Origin of the sequence: Paenibacillus sp. FSL F4-0236, from assembly GCF_038000135.1 — a bacterium.
Taxonomy (GTDB): Bacteria; Bacillota; Bacilli; order Paenibacillales; family Paenibacillaceae; genus Paenibacillus_AQ.
The window spans coordinates 5,232,598-5,253,003 of sequence record NZ_JBBOBK010000001.1; the positions used below are offsets into that span (position 1 = coordinate 5,232,598).

Here is a 20,406-nt window from a genome sequence, read left to right on the forward strand (position 1 = left end):
AAGCAGAAGCTCAACCAAAAGTACTGGTTGAGCTTCTGTTTATTCCCCAAACAATAGATCCAGAATTCGTTCATCCGCTTGACGGTTCTTGCCTTTAAAAGGATAACAGTGGATATGAATCGCTGGATTAAAATTGATCTCAATAATGCTGTAATTGGTATCCTTCGCCTCTTCCCTAATATCATCAATCATCATGTCTACTCCACAAATAGTGGCCCCTGCAGCTTTAGCTGATTGAATGGCTAGATCTTTATAGCAGCCCGGAATCTCATCAGTAAAGTCTAAGCTATCTCCACCGGTACTAATATTTGAATTCTCCCGCAGGTAGATGATCTCATTCAATGGAGGGATATCGCTCCAAGTCATAGTGTGATTCTTCAAAAACATCTCTTCTGCTTCGCCAATCCGAATCTTCTCAAGCGGAGTTTTGTAGCCACGACCTCTTAGCGGATCCTTATTCTTTTCGTGGACCAGCTCTTCAATCGTATGTACACCATCACCGACCACATTCGCCGGAACCCGGTGCAATACTCCGACTACTTCATCACCCATGACTAGAAAACGATATTCTTTCCCCGTCATAAATTCTTCAAGCAGCACTGTTCGATCATGCTCGAAGGCGATTTCGAAGGCTTTTTGATAATCTTCTTTGGAGAAATCATCTGTAAAAATAGTAATGCCGAGTCCAAAGTTGGTTGATTTGGGTTTGATCACTATTCGCTTATTACGATAAGTGCCATATGCATTCATTGCCGCTTCCAGATCTCCAAATGCCTCACCTGAGGGAACACGAATGCCTTGTTGTTTGAGAACTTCCTTCGTAACAATTTTATTCTCCATAATTAGTATCGTGCTGTAAGAATCCAGGGATGTCTTCGTAGCCTGCTTAACGTATTCTTTATGATCGCCTTTCGTAAGTACAACGAAGTTCTCTTCCCGATCGAGCAATTGGAACTTAATCCCACGTTTAACCGCTGCCTTCAGCAGAAGCTGTGTAGATAGCTCCAAATCCTCATATCCTACAAATCGGTATCCATTCGCAAGACTTTCCTTAGCATATTGTTTGGCTTTATTCAGATGATATTTAATAAAAGAGGATTGTTGAACTTCCGACTTCACAATCCCCGCAAAGCTCTGATCTGGATTTAGAATCTTATCCTTAGCTCCGTTCAGAACGTTCGAGAGCTGTTTATCCTCTGGGTTCAATAGCTGAATCATATCCTGCATTTCTTGCATACAAATTAAAGCCTTCTGTTCCATTGTCCCGCAAGAATCTCCGTAATCATGCAAACAGCCTTTGATCCCCTCCATGATCAATTGATCATGATTAAGATTCGCCATCTTCTGATCCTCTACTCCGAACGGTTCATCCTCTTTTAATAGCATATACAGGATAAACAGATGAATGAAAGTCATTGATTCTTTGCCAATTCCTATTTTATAGAGTGGATTGAGATCAATAAAACGAAGCTCCAAATAGGCAATCCCATCCTGCAGCAGCTCCTCTAACGGATGTTTACCTCTTGCCGTCTTCACTCTAACCGGGCTATAGAACTCTTTTACACTTAATAATTCTTCCGATTCAATCAATGCTTGTAAATCATGTACATATTCGGTAAGCGAGTCAAAAGATACATAGAGAGGCTTTTCATTCCGATACCCGCATTCGCTATTTCGCAGGGAATTCATATTCAGATAATAGAAGCTTTTTTCATCATCTGATTCACCACGTGCCACACATTGCTCCATATAAGTCTTATCAAAAACAGGACTAGCACCTGTTAAATAGATTAGAAGCCAGCGGTATCGCAATAGGTTGCGGGCTATTTTTAAATAGGTAGCATCTTTGAAATCTTTAAAGCTCTTTTGTGGATCAGCGATATCATGAAGCTTTTTTAGAAATTGTTCATCAAAAGAGAAATTATAATGGATCCCACTCAGCAATTGTCTTTTACGACCATACTTATCGGCTAGCTGATGTCTATACTCGTCCTCTACCGGATTACCCATTTTGGCAATGGGAATGTCCTTATCATTCGGCAGCATGGGAGGATTACTACTCGGCCACAGATATTCTTCATTAAGCTCTAGCGACACAATATCCTGCAGCGCCTCCAGAAAGTTATAAGTCTCTTCAATAGAATCAAAAGAGGGTGTCACCATTTCAACCTGACTCTCTGAGAAATCCGTTTGAATATAGGGGTTCTCCAGCTTGTTTCCAAAGGCTTTTGGATGTGGTGTCAGCGCAAGTCTTCCCTCTGGATCCACTCTGACATTTTCTTTTTCCAGTCCAAATTCTCCGTGAAAAATCTCCTTATTCAAATGGTTATCCTTTAAAAGCTGTATGAGTTTACGATTTAATAAAGCCATTCCTACGCCCATCCTTTGCTTAGTAATTTGCCTGCTGTTTATTCATTCTGAACAAAGATCTTCTAAACCAGAATACAAGAATAACACCCTTAAACACACTGCTTAGCGCAATCGACATCCACACCCCATTCAAGCCAAAAGGTTCGGATAAGAGTAAGGCTAGTGGAATTCGGAGTGCAGTAAATGAAATACTAAAGATCGGCGGGATGTGGGTTTGACCCATGCCGTTAAAAGCACCTACTGTCATCAATTCCATACACATGAATAATTGTGAGTAACCGATGATCCGCATATAATCTGCGCCCAATTCCAAACTTGTCTGGTCTGATAAAAACAATGAAAATAGCTGCTGCGGGAACGCAATAAATATAAGCGACACGATCACGCCAAAAATGGAGGTTAAAATTAAGGCCTGACGATACCCCTGCCCAATACGATCGAAGCGACGTGCTCCATAATTTTGACCAAAAAAGGCAGCAATAGCTCCCTGTAGTCCGCCAATGGTCATATAGGAAATGGATTCAATTTGGATTCCTACTTTTTGAACCGCAATAGCATCCGCTCCAAATCGTACAATGATCTTGGCAATGATGATCGATATGATCGTAAAGGTGACCCGTTGGATCGTTATCGGTAGCCCCATGCGGATGACTTCTTTCATTTGACGACTGTCCCACGCGGATGTGTTTGAAATGAGTTCTGACTTTCTTGTCTTCACGATAAAAAGAGCCGTAACCAAAATGTTCGCCGTTAATGTTGCAATAGCTGCCCCCGCTACTCCCCATCCTTCAAAACTGCCCCAGCCAAAAATCAAAAATGGATCAAGGACAATATTAACCATAAGACCAATGGAGAAGATCTGAAACGGTTGTTTACTATTTCCCATAGCGTTTAAGAGAGTTGCGAATAACGTATTCACGATGGAAAATACCGATCCAAATATCGAAATCACTAGAAATTGTCTAGCCATCCGCTCTACTTCATCACTTCCAAGATCAAAAAAACCAATCAACTGATTCTTGGTTAGTAGCACTAAACTCATATAGAGAAGTCCTAATAAAATAGACATCATAAATCCGTTCTTTATATAAGATTTAGCCTTCTCTAACTGACCAGATCCCATACAATGCGCCACCTTAATCCCTGTGCCGATCGTAACCATAGTCGATAAAGCAATCGCTAGATTAATGAAAAAACTCGCTGTACCAATCGCGGCAACCGGACCACTTCCTAATCTTCCAACCCAAATCATATCGACTAGACCATAAGTAGTAGAGATGAAATTCGTCGCAATAATCGGAAGCGTTAATTTCATTAAGGTAGGCATAATAGGACCCTGAGTCAAATCGTTTGTGTCCTTCAAGTCCTTCAAGTCTAATTACACCTTCTTCATCTAATTTCAAATCCATTATATAACCACGCACTTATATAATCAATTGATTATATGTGAACAATATTTTGAGTTCGGATTTTTCGGCGAAATGGCTATTGAAAAGAACGATTAGTTCGTTTAGAATAAAACCAACGATCAGTTCTATATTTATAGAACTGATAATAAGTTCAGTATTTCACTGAAAGAATGGAGCAGCTCTTGGATTATAAAGTAGAGGTCGATTTTGCACCCATGTATGAATGTGTTAGTAGTATGACTGCTTTTCTAAGTAAGCAGAACCATACTGCCATGGATTCCGGTAAGCTCTGGGTACGCGATGTTCAAGCCAGATTCGCGCCAATGCTGCTACGTAAAATGCAGGAAGTCGTTAAGAAACTTGATGATTTCAGTTTGGCTCCCTATATTTGGTGCTGTCCGGGAGAGCGTTCGGTAGAGGGGTTTTTGGAGTGGTTCGATGGTTTATCTTCGGGCGAACTGTATGAAATATCCGGACGTTTCGGCCAATCGGTCCCTTCCAATCTTGCGGAGCTTAGGGACACTGCCGCTGACATCCTCCGCGAATGGAACTCAGGTTACTTCAGTGGAATCGATCCTAATATCATCAAAGGGCTTGAGCAAGAAGCCGAATCAAGACGCGCGATGCTAAGCGGGAACAATGATATGGAAGTCTTTGAAGCAGCTACTGCTGGAATGCGCCTTTATCCAACCGAACATCTGAAGCAGGTCATTATCATTCCGCAATATCATGCTCGTCCATTGGTTACGACCGCTATGTATGATGAATTCGTATTCACCAGCTACTCTTGTGATGTTCTCCCTCCGGAAGCTGGACGGCCTGCGCCTGCATTACTCCGCCTTACCCGTGCGTTGTCAGATGAGACCCGGCTGTATATCCTTCGTTTGCTCACAGGCAAGCAGCTCAATTTCACAGAAATCGTGCGTGAGGTAGGACTTTCTAAAAGCACAATCCACTACCATCTTATCGCACTGCGTGCAGCTGGGCTGGTCATTGTCCATACCAATGTTAGAAACGCATCGTACAGCCTGCGATTAGAAGCGTTAAACGGGCTGCCTCAGCAGATTGGGGCGTATCTGGAGAGTTAAGCGTATTTGCGAGAAATATAAGATAGTATAGGCGCAAAACTTATACTTTCTTATTTTAAGAAAGGAGCTACCAAGCAATGATAAAACGCAGCTATTATGGTCTACTCTCCACCATCACTTTAAGCGCTTTTGGAGATGCTTTTGGCTTACTGGCTATGGAATGGCTCGTCTATGAGCTAACCGGTTCTAAGCTAGCGATGGGAGCACTCGCGCTCAGCTCCGGCATACCTGAGCTGCTGTTGCGCTTGCTCGGTTCACCGTTGTCCGATCGGCTGCACCGGATCCGTTTTATGGCCTGCTTGGCAGCCATTCGCTTGTTGGCTATAGCACTGCCACTCGGCATGGGCCTGGCTGGCCAATTGCAGCTGTGGCATCTGTTTGTCGCCGCGGGTCTCAGCGGATCTTGCGCCGCATTGTTCATGCCAACAGCGATGGCTGTTATTCCTGGCGTTGCCGACAGCCGGAAGCTGGTGCGAGCTTTTGCTATCATTGATGGCAGCAAAAGCGCAGCAGTCCTGCTGGGGCCTGCCTTAGCAGGTGCGTTGACCGCTGCTAGTGGAGCGCTGCCCGCCCTTGGCACCAACATGATATGTTACGCAGCCGCCATCACTACCTTGCTGTGCTTACAAAAGCTACCGAAACCTTCTCCAGCCCCAGGTAGTTTCTCCATCACCGTTTACGTTCGCGAGATAGCCGAGGGTTTTACCTTCTATAAACAATTTCCTGCAATGCTTACGATTATGATCATGGCCTCCATCAGTAATTTAAGCTCAATTGCCGTCTGGACGATGATGGTCCCTTTTGTACGTGAAGTGCTCCACCGCGATGCGGCCACGATGGGCACGCTAAGTACAGTTTTCGCACTGGGAACCTTAGTCGGGCTAAGTGTGATTTCCATGATAGGGGAAATTAAAAAAAGACGGCTTGTCATGCTTAGCAGTCTGGGGATCATAGGTTTAGTGACTACCTTATGGGGGTTATTCCCTAGTTTTTCTTTTGCTCTCACCGCTGTATTTGCTACTGGGACGTTAGGTCCCTTCTTCGGTTCCTTAAGCTCTTCACTCCATGGACGTCTAGTTCCGAGCCATCTGCAAGGAAGAGTCAATTCTATTCGCTTTCTGATCGGTGGCGGCTTGCAGCCTTTTGGTGCTTTTGCCGGTGGCGCGATTGCCCAGCATTATGGGGTGCCCGCACTTTTTGTAATCGCCGGACTGCTTCCAATGCTCTGTGCTAGCGCAGCCTTGCTGCTCCCCGGACTAAAAGCGCTGGATGGTGACCTTTCCACCCTTGAGGCTACCCATAGGCGACCCGTTGTGGAAGTTCCGTCACAAGGTGTTGTAACTGAACGATAAGTAGGGATATGTAGAAGAGTTCACTGATTCTAATAGAAACAGCGGTAGTTTAGGACAAGGAAATCCCGTCCTAAACTACCGCTGTTTATTTTAATTTATCAGGCAAAAAAGGAAACCGGATTTTTAATTTTTTCACAATAGACTACCCACTGTCGTTGATGGCGGCGGATGGCAGTCTGTTTTTTTATAGTCTTGTTAACGTTCCATTCACACTACTCTGATAATGTCTATAAGCGTTAGGTGGATGATCATCCAAACCCAATAAATGATGATGTGGAGGATAATAATGTTAACTTATATAAAAAAAAGACTGATCGTTGGTCTAACCCTATTGGCTGTGATTAGTGCCGGATTAGGCGCAAGCCTGGTGTTGCCCGGGTACCAGGCATCGGCCGAGACCAAAACGGATCAAACCGTGCTACCCATAACTCAGACTGAAGAACCCGCCAATCTCGATGATACCGCGAGTCTGACTGCCTTCGTTAATGGCATTATGGAACAAGATATGAATCGGCTGCAAATTCCGGGAGCGGTCATCTCGATCGTAAAGGACAACAAGATTATTTTGGCCAAAGGTTATGGCAGCTCCAATCTGGAAAAGGCAGCACCCGTTGACCCGACAACCAGCATGTTTCGAATCGCTTCAACGACAAAGCTCTTCACCTGGACAGCGGTAATGCAACTGGTCGAGCAAGGCAAAATTGATCTAGACACGGATATTAACACCTACCTGAAATCAGTGAAGATCCCTGCTACTTATCCTGAACCTATCACTATGCGCCATTTGATGACACATACAGCAGGGTTCGAAGAAGGTGGAGTTGGTTATCAAATCACTACAGACCCTGCCAAATTGCCGGGGTCAATCTCGGAAACACTCAATAAGCATATGTTGGCACGAGTAAGACCACCCGGACAGATAAGTTCTTATTCGAACTACGGTGCTACACTCGCAGGTCTAATTGTAGAGGAAGTTAGCGGTGTTCCTTACAATGATTATATAAAGAAATATATTTTTGATCCGCTCGACATGAAATATTCGACTGTAGTAGAACCTTTACCGGAGTCATTCATGCCCAACAAAGTTGTGGGGTACAACAGCGAGAACGGCAGTTTTATTCCAGGCACACCTACCTTCGAGGGCGGCTTTCGTCCTGCCGGCTCGGGTACAGTATCAGCAGTCGATATGGCGCATTTCATGATCGCCCATCTGCAGAACGGCAAATATGGTGACCAGCAGATTCTGAGACCCGAGACGGCAGAACTAATGCATTCAACGGCGTTTCAATTTGATAAACGTCTGCCGGGGGTGGATCTTGGGTTCGCAGAGAAACAAATCAATGGGCTCACGCTGATCACTCATGGTGGTTCTGACCCCATGTTTAATACGGGATTGTATCTTGTGCCTGCCAAGCATGTAGGCATCTTTGTATCCTACAACGGCGGTGAGGGCGGTGATTCCGCAGAAGACCTCATCCAAGCCTTTTTCAACCGCTACTACCCTGCTCCTGATGCGAGTCAGCCTGAATTCATCGCTTCTGATGAATCTATTCAAAAATATGCAGGAGCCTATCAATTTACACGCCGAAACATCAGTGATATTGATAAGTTTTTCAACTTTTTCGCTCAGCTGAATGTCTCGGTTGAGGATAATAAGCTATCCTTGGGAAGTGGTAGTGAACAACAATTGTATAATGAAGTCAGTCCGAATATGTTCCAACTCGAGGGAGGTACCGAACAAATTGCCTTCCGCACGAATGAGTCCGGTAAGGTTACACATATGATCTTAGGGATGGCACCGGATATGCCGCTGGAGCGTACGCCTCTCTTGGATCAGAATAAATTTTGGTTTATCGTACTAGGGTTCTCGGGGTTGATTTTCATCACTGCATTGCTCGGACTAATCTTCTCCAGACGCAAGATTAAGGCGATGACGCCACCTGAAAAGTGGGCCATCCGCCTATCTGCGGGAACTGCTGGTTGGGCGCTGCTATCTTTCGTCACGATATTTATGGTGGTTATGTCCATGGACATGATGCAGAAGTTCAGCGGGATCAGTCTTTCGCTTTCTCTCAGTTTAGTTATGCCAATCATTTTGGTTGGTCTGACTTTAGCTTTGCTAATCTCGGCTATACTGGTTTGGAAGAATAAATACTGGACAGCTTTCAAGCGTGTGCATTATACGTTAGTGGCGCTTTCGGCTGTGGCGATGACTCTGTTCTTCTACTATTGGAACCTGTTAGGTTGGCAGTTCGGATAACACCATTACTTGCCAAGTACAAATCAGATATAATGAAAGCTTAATAGAGGAGGAAAATCGTGGCTACTATACTTATCGCTGATGATGATGATAACATCCGAAAGCTAATGTCTTTATTTTTGCGAAAAGAAGGTTTTGAACTCAAAGAAGCCAGGAATGGTACCAAAGCTCTGTCCATTATACAGAACTCGCGTGTCGATCTCGTCATTCTAGATATTATGATGCCAGGATTGGATGGTTGGGATCTATGCAGAGAAATCAGGCGCTGGGATGCCAACATCCCCCTCCTCATGGTGACAGCTAAAGCAGAATCTGCACACAAAGTGAAAGGCTTTCAACTTGGTACGGATGACTATCTAACGAAACCATTTGATCCGCTTGAACTGGTAATGCGAGTAAAAGCTTTGCTTAAACGCTCGCTGGTCGTTTCTTCCCAGTCCGTACAGTTGGGTAATGTGGCGCTCAACCGGCGCACTTTTCAGGTCACGCGTGGTGAAGAACCGGTCACAATTCCTTTGAAGGAATTTGAGCTGCTGTTTCTGCTGGCCAGCCATCCTGGGCAAATCTTCACAAGAGAACAGTTGATCCTTCAAATCTGGGGATTGAATTATGAAGGAGACGGCCGGACTGTAGATGTGCATATAAGTCGGTTGAGGGAGAAATTCAGCGGCAAGGGCGAGCAATTTCAAATCGAAACGGCCCGCGGCCTGGGATATCGGCTGATCCCTATGCCATGATCAAGACATTGTATGTACGCGTCATTCTCACGTTTCTGGGCATCATCATCTTTAGTCTAATCTGTTCCTTTTTCATTGGCTTGTATGTCTTTCAGAAACAAATAAGTTATGAGGGACAGAATGAAATGATCGTAGTGGGAAAAGAGATCATTCACCGCTATGATGACGCCAAACCTAAAGATACGGACGAGTTCCTGAATAGTATGGTTAAGGTATCTGCACACCCTGTCCACCTGTACAATCATGCCGGAGAACATACCTTTTATGGGCTCAAGGGTAGTCCGGCTGTCACTGTCCCCCCCGAAGCTGTCAAACAAGTACTGCAAGGAAAGCTCTACCGTTCCTCCGCGGAAGATAAGGATATTTTTATCGGGATGCCTTTTATGTTGGACGGGGAGTGGCGCGCGATGTTCTTGCAGTATTCTGCTGAGAACGAAAATATCGTTAATCGGATGGTGCTCTTTGTGCTTTTGCTCGTGCTTTTGCTGGGTAGTGTATGCATTCTTATTGCCGCCAGATATTTGGTGGAGCCGATCAAAGCACTGACGAATGCAACAAAAAGACTGGCCAAGGGTGATTTCGAGGTGGAGCTTAAAGTGAACCGAATAGATGAAATCGGGGAATTGACACAAAGCTATGTGGAGATGGCAGGGGAGCTGAAGCAGTTGGAACAGATGAGGCAGGATTTCGTATCCAACGTTTCTCATGAAATCCAGACACCGCTCACATCTATTTCCGGCTTTGCCAAGGCGTTGCAGAACTATGATTTGATCGTGGAAGAGGAACGCAGCGAATATCTTGATATCATCATTGCGGAGAGTGAACGTCTGTCGAGGCTAAGTGATAATTTACTGAAGCTCGCTTCCCTGGATTCTGAACATCATCCCTTCAACGCAAGTCCCTTCAATCTTGACGAGCAGATTAGAACCATCGTTGTGACTTGTGAGCCCCAATGGTCAGCCAAAGGCATTGTTATCGATCTTGAATTGCCGGAAGTGGTCAAAATTAAGGGTGATGAAGATCAGCTGAAGCAAGTATGGATGAATTTGCTCAGCAATAGCATCAAATTCACACCGGAAGGCGGGAATATTCGCATCAGTATAGTTAGTAGTGCAGCAGAAGTATCTGTCACCATCATCGATAATGGAATCGGGATGTCCCCGGAAGAGTTCAACGCCGTATTCCAAAGATTTTATAAAATAGACAAGTCGCGGAACGGAAACAACAATGGCAACGGTCTCGGACTTGCGATCGTTAAAAAAATTGTCTCTCTGCATCAGGGAAGGATAGAGGTAGACAGTGCTATCGGAGAGGGAACGACGATTATCGTTAGGTTGCCCGTCTCCCCGTCTGCTCCCAGCCGAAAGAGCCTTAAGCCCTTTGAAGATACCTCAGCGCCTATGGATATCGTAAGGGAATAATCAAAAAACAGGCGATACCGGTAGACCGGAGCATCGCCTGTTTTTTAAGGTTAGATCTAGGAGCATCGCTACTAGAATTCCATACCGATTGTAATATCTTATAGTGGCCAAACCTCCAGCCACTAGGTACTACCGCCCCCCTTCGGCTAAAAACCGAAGGGGGGTTCTTTGAGTCTTTCTTCGATGTAGAGTTTGGGTTTCGCGCTGATAGCAGCGGAGAGAACGGACTGATTGTGGAAAAGCGGAGCGTTCGCCTTTGTGTCCGGATTTTACCCTAGGGGGAAAAATTCAAAAAAATCTGGACACAACAGCGATTGTAACAACAGTCCGTTCTCGGAGCGTCCGCCAGCGCAATGCGCAGCACTTAAAACGCCAAACACCCAATTCCAAAACCTAAGGCTCAATCAACCCATACTTCGTTTTTATCCGATCCAACTTTTCAATCATAGGGTTAGCAATGAAAAAGAGGAACACCACCGTCGAGACCGCATGCACCATATCAAACCAAAAGGCGGAAACATAAGTCGTCATCAAAGCCGATAATGAGAACTCAGAAGTGAACATCATCAGCGAGCCTATATTGATAATGCCACCATATACCAAGAACGTCGCTAGCCCCCCGAATATACACAGCGATAGCTTAGTCTTTTTAAGCAGACCTTTCTTGAAGAAAATGCCCGCCAGGAAGCCAATGATGCCAAAACAAAACATTTGCCAAGGCGTCCAAGGTCCCTGCCCAAAGAAGAAATTGGAGACGAAGCCCGCAACAGCACCGACCAGAAATCCTGCCTCAGCTCCCAAACTCACCCCTGCGATGATGACAATGGCAACAACCGGCTTAAACTGCGGCAACATGAAAAAGGCTGCGCGTCCAGCAACGGCAATAGCTGCTAGCACCGCTATGACGATGAGTTCCCTCGCCTGCGGCTTCCGATTCTCGAACACCAGCGCAAACGGAATCATCGTGTAGAGGACGATCAATAGGCTGATAAAGTAATATTTGCGATCGTCTAGGACAAAGATACCTAACAAAATTGTAGCTGGAATAACTATAAAGATTAGCAGTCCTGCTAATAAAGTTCGACGACTCAAACGACGACCCGTTACCTGCTTCGTTGACATAAATCAATCACACCCTCTATCGTTACTCCCTCGCTCCATACATGACGCGCCATACGGTTGGCGGCAGTCGTATAGAAGCTGTTTCCAGCAAAAAACTTCTGGGCTTCATTCGTAGTGATGATACTTCCATCAAAGAACATGGCGCAGACCTCAGCATATTTGGCACAGAATTCAACATCATGCGAAACCATTACGATGGTAACACCTTCAGCATTAAGCTTCTGTAAGAATAAAGCTAATTTCTCTTTAAAAGGTCCATCCAGTCCCTTAGTCGGTTCATCCAGCAGCAGAATCTTTGGTTCTAACAAAAGCACCTTAGCCAGCGCCGCCCGCTGCTGTTCTCCCCCGCTAAGATCATACGGATGCATGGAGAGAAGATGTTCCAGTTCTGCGAACTTAACCACGGCCTCAACTTTAGCCGTCTTTTCTTCCTTCGTTAAAGGGAGCTGGGATAACATTTCGTATAAATCTAACTCGACTGTTTTCTTCACAAATAAGGTTTGCGGATTTTGCGGGAGGATGCCCATATTGTTAGTAAACAGTTCTTTGGCATTCATCTTCGCAGGGTTGTTCCCGCCAATTTGAACCTTGCCTCTATAGGGCTGAAGAATACCGCTCATTAGCGACAGCGTCGATGTCTTGCCCGTTCCGTTTCCACCAACAATGCAATAGAACTGTCCCTGCTTCACTTCAAAGGACAAATCTTTAATAATATCCGGTCCGTGCTTATCATATTTAAACCATACATCCTTGAACTTTATGACTACTGGGCCGTCCTCTTTCGTGCTTGGCTGAGATTCCGCGATCGTTGCAGGTGTCTTATCCTCTAGAAAAGCATCCAACCATTGGCGTCCTTCCTTTACTGTAACAGGCCATGCTAAGGCATTCTCTACGCCTGCGTAAATTTGCATCGGTGAGGGCATGGAAAGAAACATCGGATGGTTCAGCTTGCTTAGAGCTTCTCCCACCCTTTGCGGGGTATCATCAGCAATCACGATGCCCTCATTCAGCACAATCAGCCGATCTGTAAGCGGAAGAACATCCTCTAGACGATGCTCGGTCATGATAACGGTTGTTCCAAGCTCGCGATTAATCTTTTTGACCGTCTCCAAAAAATCGGAAGCGGCGATGGGATCTAGCTGAGAGGTAGGCTCATCAAGGATTAGAACCGAAGGATGCATAGCCATAATCGCTGCTAAATTGAGTAGCTGCTTCTGGCCACCCGATAGCTCAGTCACACTTTTATGGAACCAGGTCTGAATTCCGAAAAAGCTCGCCATCTCAGCCACGCGCAAACGAATCGTAGAATTGTCATAACCTAAGCTTTCAAGGCCAAAGGCCAGTTCATGCCACACCTTGTCTGTCACAATTTGATTGTCCGGACTTTGGAGTACATAACCGATTTCCGCTGCTTGTGTCCGTTGATCGATCTCTTCTACAGGTTGACCCTTATAATAAATCGCCCCTTGGCGTTTGCCATGTGGGGTTAGGATTGTTTTCAGTTGTCTTAGTAAGGTACTTTTGCCGCAGCCTGACTTTCCACAAACAGTAATAAAGTCTCCGCTTGCAATCGTAAGATTGATATTCGAAAGAGCCATCTGCTCTTGTTCAGGAAAAGCAAAGCTTAGTTCTTCGATTCGATAGATTTCCATTTCATTGCCTCCACCATATTGATGAGCACAGGGATCATACATAGCGCAAAATAAGCGATATATACAAGGATACTAAAAGGTGTAATTGCGCTCGCTTTAATCGACGGATAATATCTCATCGTGTTCTCACCCATTGCTGCGCCGATGGCTACCATCGCAATTAAGCCTGTCATAATCAAGAGGGCTACTTTGTCCCGGGCATCTAGACGGAAGATCGAAAAGCTTGTACGTCCAGGCAATCCATATCCTCTTGACTTCATGGAATCTGCCGTTTCAATCGCATTTTCCAGAGCCCAGGTGGTCATTATCGATAGGATCGTAATCCCATTTCGCGCTCGCGCGAGAAGATTTCCCTGCGTGACATCCCGGCCTATACATTTTTGAGCATTCGAAATCACCTTGATTTGCGCTAAGTATCTAGGAACAAAACGAAGCACCATCGAAAAAATCAACGACAGTGCCGGCAGTATTTTTCCGAATATATAAATAAACTTATCCGAGGTCATCACGACGTTATAACAGGAGAACCATATGATTACCGTCACAAACATGCACGCCGCTGCTACACCATAAAGAATGGATTCCTTCGTGATGGGATTTCCATTGTTCAAATAGAACAAGATCGTTACCCCTTGATGATTAAAAACAGGGTTCATAATCGCCATAAATAGTAGAAAAGGAACCATGTACAGCAGATTAAATCGAACGGCTTTCTTTCCTTTTAACATAAAGGAGTAGACCACTGCACTGATAAGGGCAATCACCTGAAATATGGGATGCATGAACACCATGCTAAACAGCAATACAACGACAAAATATAGAAAATTCACAAACGGATGAAAGGTAGAAAAGCTATCCTTCATTATTTCTGAGCTCCTCCTGTGGCTACATAACCACCTACATCTCGACCTAAATCACAAGTGTATACCCATTCAACGACATCGCCATCCTTAAGAACATAACGACTGCTGCCGTAGTTAGGGAACCAGCCATTTACTTTGTACATCCATCCACTAAGCTCTCCAGCATCAAATTCATACAGATTGTTTATGCCTTCAATATAATTACTGTTATAGATCGGCGTCATGCTGAATTCCATATGGATTTTATTCTTCTTCATCTCTCTTAACAAAACATCAAACACAGACTCACCTTCATAAAAGGTTACCTTCTGCGCTTTATAAATGATACCATCTGCCGGCAATACTTCAACCTTATCCTTATTGAAAATATCCATATTATCTAAAATCGTTGCTGCCGACACGGACAAAGTAGCCGTTAATTGCTTCTTCTTATCTACCGTTGCATCTTGCCATTCCACGGGCTTAGGTTTCCCGCTCGGTACTGGATCGGTAAGGAATTTATCCTTTTTCGGTTCCTGCTTTGTTTCTGTTGTCGCTACTTTTGAATCCGGTTTGATTACTGGTTTTGCCGTTGCTTTCGTTTCCGGCGCAGACGTTTTAGCCGCTTTTGGTGTTACGGTCGGTTGTGCCTGTGTATCCGATTTAGGTGTTGCAGTCGGCTTTTCAACCTCTGTTACCGCAGTTTCGGTTGGCGTTACCTCTTCAGTTGGTTTTACCGTTTCAACGGGCTTAGGCTTAGCTGTTTCACCAGGTGTAGCTGTAGGAGCTATCTCCGTTGTCTCGGCATCACTTGAGGTTGTAGGCTCTACATCAACATTCTGATTGGAGGCCGTATTGGCTGATTCTACAACTTGAGACTCAACACTGTTACTCGCAACCTTGTTCGGGCTCTTCTGATAATTCCCGCCCCAAAAGAAGGCAATCGCCAACACACCAATAATTAGTATCGCTGTTAGCCATTTTTTCTTGTTCATTTCTTAAGTTCCCCACCTTAAATAATAAGCAAGGGTATACACGCTACCCTTGCTTATCTCTTTAAATAAAGTTCTATTTAACGTCTGTCATGTCATAAAGACTCGTCTGACCCTTAACCAACCGATCATAAGCAACCAGTGCATACATCGCTTGATCCGTAGCCATAAGATCTACTTCTCCGGGTTTCGCGCCTCCGTTGCCTACTCCACCCTGCTTCACGTGATAAAAACCACCTTCAGGTGCAGCAAAGCCAAGCAACGCATCTACCGCTGAACGGCCATTTTTAATGAATCTGGAATCCTTATGTGGATCTATACCAAGTCCAGCTAAAGCTACGATCACCTGAGCAATGCTCTCGGAGTTCGTAGACTCCCAGCTTGCATAACCTCCGTCTGCTGTTTGCGTTTTGGATAACCAAGCAATTCCACGATCCACAGCAGCCGTTACTTTAGCATTCGTTTTGTAATAAGGGGTCAAGCCTTGTATAACCATTCCCGTAATATCCGGATCGGCCGCAGTAGCATTACTGCCTAGTGCCCAACCCCCGCCGTTGATCTCTCTACCTAAAATGTAATCAATGAGCATCTCTCTAGTTGTCTGCGTCTTTACATCCTTAACCACTGGAATGTCGTAATGATTACTATCCAGAGCGATCAGGGCAAACACAGGTCCATTAATGCCTTGCTTGATTACAGTATCAAAATCAGCGAGTGGTTCAAGAAGGTTATAACCCGCCACTTTATCAATATTTTTGCCGATTGAAGTTAATGCCAAAATAACTCTATCATATTCCGTATATTTTACGCTATGCAGCTTCCCAGCTTTTTCTTTAAGGGTGGCTTCTACATTCGCATAGTACTTAGCGTAATAACTATCTGGAACCTTCACACCAGAACGTGCCAGCCCGAACACTGTCCAATCCCCGCCAACCGAGGATATGACCGGGTTTGTCACTGTTTTTTGCAAAAAGGCTGCTGTGTTCTGAATGTATGGACTAACTGCTTTGTCGCCACTCTTATAATCATGGGTTCTAGTAGCTACAACAGCTGCCATTTCTCTAGTTACAAGCTCTTTAGGCTTAAACTGATTATTGTCACCTAACATAAGTCCGGTGGCAACAATGGTTTCCACATCTGCTTTTGCCCACGCAGACACAGTATTGATATCTTTAATAGCTGTCCCAGGCTTCGTAGCCGGGATTGATAATGCTCTGACAATAATGGCTGCCATTTGTTCGCGAGTAATCTTATCATTTGGCTTAAATTCATTATTAAAGCCTGTAATTAACCCTGCTTTATGAGCAGCATTCACATATGGATAGAACCAATCTCCCAGAGCGACATCCTTGTAGGTAATTCCTTTGTCACTCTTGATATCAAGTTCCAATGCTGATACTAGGATCTTAGTAAATTCTGCTCTTGTAATGTGATCTTTCGGATTTACCTGACCATTGTTACCTTGGATGTACCCTTTTACTGTAGCTGTTTCAATCGCTGAGAACGCCCAGGATGAGATCTTATCGGCGTCTTTATACACTTGCTTGATATCGTTAGGAGTCGCTGTTGGCGATGGACTCGCATTCGGGTCACCCGGTTTAGCAATATTACCTGGAGCTGGCGTACCACTTGGTTTTGGTGTAGCAGATGGGGTTGGAGTTGGGCTCAAAGTTGGCATCGGTGCATTTAGATCCACACCCAAATTCGTAGTATAACGCCACTGAATTCTATCCCCGGCACTTAGGTTATATGAAGATGCACCATAATTAGGATATTTTCCATTCACATTATACATCCATCCACTACCGCTACCATGGTCAAATTCTCCATCACCAGCTATGGATTCAACATATACACTTCCAAATGTACTGTTCCAAGAATATCTATAGTCGATATCGCGGCTATCTAGCACTCTTTCTAGTACAGACCACACTGTGTCACCAGATTGTAGCTCTACCTGTACAGATGGAAGAACATATCCCTTCTTAATCGTAAGCTTATCCACGGATAGGGTTACATATGGTTTCGATGGAGTGGTTCCTCCACCATTGCCACTACCACCGTCGCCACCAGGTGTCTGAACTACACTGGATGTGTACGCAATGTAATCAGTGAAGTGATTGGTTTTTACGATTAAATCATTTCCATTATCGTAGGCATACTCTGACTTGCCGCTTGCCAAACCTAAGGCGTCACTTGCAAATTTTTGAATCGCATGAGGTGCACCATTTTGAATATAAGCTACATCTCTTCCTTTAAGGTCCTTAAAGGTTAATGTGATAAATTGACTGAATTCTACTCTTGCGCTGCCACCCATAGAAAAAGCTTGAATAATGCTCTCCAGCTTCTTATCCTGGGAAATAATCTGATTCAGACTATCTTTTAGTGCAGCTTCTGTGCCTGTTAAAGGTGACATTAGTTCAATCGCTGCGGCATTTCCACTTGTAACTTTTGCACCCTTAGGAATGACTACAGATACGTCACCTTTGGTAGCCTCAATCTGAGGAAGATCGCTGTTATTAGGTAAACTAACACTAACCTTCGATTGTTGACTTTTAGGAATAACTACCGTTATTTCCTTGTTGCTATCTCCTGTGCTGATCGGAACGATATAATCATGAGCATCATCATTGATTACAACTTCCGGCTTATCACCAGAAGGTAACGGAAATTCTTTCGGACCCTCTGGTTGTACAGGTGGTTGTTCAATTACCACATCATTCATATCAAAGAGACGGTTACTGTGATTAATCAGACGATCATAGGACACAAGTGCATACGTACCTTGGTCCGTAGCCATCCCATCTACTCTTCCGGTGAGAATATGCTTAAATCCACCATCCGGATCAGCAAAGGTAAGCAGTGCATCAATCAGTGAATTTCCCTTTTTAACAAACCTTAAGTCACTGTGCGGATCTATGCCTACGCCAGTTAAAGCAACAATGACCTGCGCGATGCTCTCACTGCTTGTGCTTCCCCAGCTTGTAAATCCACCTTGATCATTCTGTGTGCTTGATAACCATGCAATCGCGCGATCCACAGCAGCTTTTACATTAGGATCCTTTGCATAGTAAGGCGCAAGTGCTTGCATCGTCATTCCAGTGATATCGGTATCGGCTTTAGTACCAAATAACGCCCATCCACCAGTTGGTGCTTCTTTTTCTAAAATATACTGAACCAGTTTTTCTCTTGTGGTTTGATCTGTAACGCCTTCTACTACAGGAATATCATAGTTATGACTATCTAAGGCAATCAGCGCAAATATGGGACCATTAAGCCCTTGCTTCTGAACATATTGAAAATCTGCAAGTGCATTTCTTAAATCATGCCCTGCAACATTCGTGATATCTTTTCCGATCGAGGTAAGTCCTAGAATCGCTCTTGAATGCTCTGTGCTTTTAGAAGGGTCGAGTTTTCCATCCTTCATTAGCTTAGCTACTTCAGCAGCTACATTATTATAATAAAGATTGTAATAGCCACTTGGAACCTCGAAGTTGGCCCGTGCTAGAGAAAGAATCGACCATTCCCCACTACCTGTTCCAAAAGACGGATTTTTTACAGTGTTTAGGATATAGGCAAGGTTTTTATTTAATTGTTGTTTGGCTACAACGGTAGTAGGTTGTTCAAATGGAACATCATTCATGTCATAGAGACGGTTGCTATTATTGATCAGACGATCATAGGATACGAGCGCATATGTACCTTGATCCGTAGCCATAGCGTCTACTTTACCGGTGAGAATATGCTTGAAGCCACCATCCGGCCCAGAGAAGCTAAGTAAAGCATCTATAAGTGAATTTCCTTCTTTAATAAACCTAGGGTCACTGTGCGGATCTACGCCTACGCCAGTTAAGGCAACAACAACCTGTGCAATGCTCTCACTGCTTGTGCTTCCCCAGCTTGTAAATCCGCCTTGAGCATTTTGTACACTCGATAACCATGCAATCGCCCGATCCACGGCAGCTTTTACATTAGGATCCTTTGCGTAATAAGGCGCAAGTGCTTGCATCGCCATCCCGGTCATATCGACGTCGGCTTTGGTTACACCTAAAGCCCAGCCCCCGGCATCTGCTGCACCTTTTTTAACTTCTCTATCTAAGATGTACTGAACCAGGTTTTCTCTTGTGCTTTGATATATAACTCCCTTCTCATCAGGATCAGGGAATAATACTGGAATCTCGTAGTTATGACTATCTAGTGCAATCAGAGCAAATATGGGACCGTTGTTCCCTTGCTTCTGAATATATTGATAATCAGCGAGTGCATTTCTTAGATCATGACCTGCAACATTCGTGATATCTTTTCCGATAGAGGTAAGTCCTAGAATGGCTCTGGAATTCTCTGTGCTTTTACTAGCGTCGAGTTTTCCATCCTTAATTATCGTTGCTATTCGCGTAGCTACATTGTTGTAATAGAGATTGTAATAACCGTTAGGTACTTTGTAGTTCGCACGTGCTAGAGAAAGAATCGACCATTCTCCGCTACCTGTTCCAAATGAAGGATTCTTTACGGTGTTAACGATGTAGGCCAAGCTTTTATCTAACTGTTCTTTAGCAGTGATTTTATAAGTAACCTGATAGGTTACATTATCTGCTTTGTTTCCTGCGCCATCTATAGCTGTTACTGCGATTACGTTACTACCTGGGTTTAGAGATGCTTTGTACTCACCATTAGTAGCTGACAGAACGACTTGGTTCAGCTTTACTACTGGAATAATGTCTTTATAGACATTGTCTGTAACCACTACTTTGAAGCTTACATCTTTACTGGATACTTCCTGTTTATCTTGTATACCTTCTATTGAAATCGTAGGCTTCTCTGTATCTGGCTCTTGTACTAGCGCATTAATCTGCTCTACTAGAGCTTGATCAACCTCTGTTGTTACAACTGCACTATCGGCAATTGCTTCATTCGCATGAGCCGGGATTACACTTGTAGAGAACGTCGTGATAAATACTGCTACAATAAGTAACCAAGCTAAAAACTTATTTTTCTTCATGTTTCCATAACCCTTCCCTTCTCTTCCTATGTTAAAAAACAGAATAAACTTTCATAGCACTACAAAAAAACCACTCAACATAACGTCAAGAGGTTTAAGATAGTGAACCGCAACAATAGCAGGCATATACTATATCAAACACCTCTCTATCGCTCGTAGAGT

12 protein-coding genes are annotated in these 20,406 nt (G+C 44.2%); 5 read left to right on the forward strand and 7 right to left on the reverse strand.

Going from position 1 to position 20,406, the window contains the following annotated elements:
• Nucleotides 1–39: 39 nt before the first annotated feature.
• Both gshAB and NSQ29_RS23485 read right to left on the reverse strand, forming a co-directional pair.
• A complete protein-coding gene (gene gshAB / locus NSQ29_RS23480) occupies nt 40–2,370 on the reverse strand; it encodes a bifunctional glutamate--cysteine ligase GshA/glutathione synthetase GshB (protein ID WP_341126203.1) in 2,331 nt (776 codons plus the stop codon).
• A 19-nt stretch (nt 2,371–2,389) separates the two neighbouring features.
• Nucleotides 2,390–3,733 carry an MATE family efflux transporter gene (locus NSQ29_RS23485; protein WP_341126204.1) on the reverse strand — a complete coding sequence of 448 codons (1,344 nt, stop codon included), beginning with the start codon at nt 3,731–3,733 and terminating at the stop codon, nt 2,390–2,392.
• Between the two features lie 216 nt (nt 3,734–3,949).
• Between NSQ29_RS23485 and NSQ29_RS23490 the strand changes: the two genes are divergently transcribed.
• From NSQ29_RS23490 to NSQ29_RS23510, 5 genes are all read left to right on the forward strand, one after another.
• Entirely contained in the window at nt 3,950–4,867 is a 918-nt protein-coding gene (locus tag NSQ29_RS23490; protein ID WP_339800535.1) for an ArsR/SmtB family transcription factor, read from the forward strand.
• A 77-nt stretch (nt 4,868–4,944) separates the two neighbouring features.
• The gene (locus NSQ29_RS23495; RefSeq protein ID WP_341126205.1) at nt 4,945–6,219 is read left to right on the forward strand and encodes an MFS transporter; all 1,275 of its coding nucleotides are present in this window, start codon (nt 4,945–4,947) and stop codon (nt 6,217–6,219) included.
• Between the two features lie 286 nt (nt 6,220–6,505).
• The gene (locus tag NSQ29_RS23500; RefSeq protein ID WP_341126206.1) at nt 6,506–8,479 is read left to right on the forward strand and encodes a serine hydrolase domain-containing protein; all 1,974 of its coding nucleotides are present in this window, start codon (nt 6,506–6,508) and stop codon (nt 8,477–8,479) included.
• A 59-nt stretch (nt 8,480–8,538) separates the two neighbouring features.
• Entirely contained in the window at nt 8,539–9,216 is a 678-nt protein-coding gene (locus NSQ29_RS23505; protein ID WP_341126207.1) for a response regulator transcription factor, read from the forward strand.
• Nucleotides 9,213–10,637, forward strand: a complete 1,425-nt coding sequence (locus NSQ29_RS23510; protein ID WP_341126208.1) for a HAMP domain-containing sensor histidine kinase — start codon at nt 9,213–9,215, stop codon at nt 10,635–10,637. Before NSQ29_RS23505 ends, NSQ29_RS23510 begins: the two co-directional genes overlap by 4 nt.
• A gap of 393 nt (nt 10,638–11,030) precedes the next feature.
• Here NSQ29_RS23510 and NSQ29_RS23515 read toward each other — a convergent pair whose 3' ends face one another.
• The 5 genes from NSQ29_RS23515 to NSQ29_RS23535 all read right to left on the reverse strand — a co-directional run bounded on the left by NSQ29_RS23515 (nt 11,031) and on the right by NSQ29_RS23535 (nt 20,244).
• Nucleotides 11,031–11,759, reverse strand: a complete 729-nt coding sequence (locus NSQ29_RS23515) for an ECF transporter S component (RefSeq protein WP_339244954.1) — start codon at nt 11,757–11,759, stop codon at nt 11,031–11,033.
• A complete protein-coding gene (locus tag NSQ29_RS23520) occupies nt 11,741–13,411 on the reverse strand; it encodes an ABC transporter ATP-binding protein (protein ID WP_341126209.1) in 1,671 nt (556 codons plus the stop codon). Before NSQ29_RS23520 ends, NSQ29_RS23515 begins: the two co-directional genes overlap by 19 nt.
• Nucleotides 13,384–14,274 (reverse strand): energy-coupling factor transporter transmembrane component T, encoded by an 891-nt coding sequence (locus NSQ29_RS23525; RefSeq protein ID WP_042124206.1) that lies wholly within the window; start codon nt 14,272–14,274, stop codon nt 13,384–13,386. Before NSQ29_RS23525 ends, NSQ29_RS23520 begins: the two co-directional genes overlap by 28 nt.
• Complete coding sequence (locus NSQ29_RS23530; protein ID WP_341126210.1) at nt 14,274–15,248, reverse strand: DUF4430 domain-containing protein; 975 nt, start codon at nt 15,246–15,248, stop codon at nt 14,274–14,276. Before NSQ29_RS23530 ends, NSQ29_RS23525 begins: the two co-directional genes overlap by 1 nt.
• 73 nt (nt 15,249–15,321) lie before the next feature.
• Nucleotides 15,322–20,244: an S-layer homology domain-containing protein gene (locus NSQ29_RS23535; RefSeq protein ID WP_341126211.1), complete on the reverse strand. Its 4,923-nt coding sequence runs from the start codon at nt 20,242–20,244 to the stop codon at nt 15,322–15,324.
• Between the last annotated feature and the right edge of the window lie 162 nt (nt 20,245–20,406).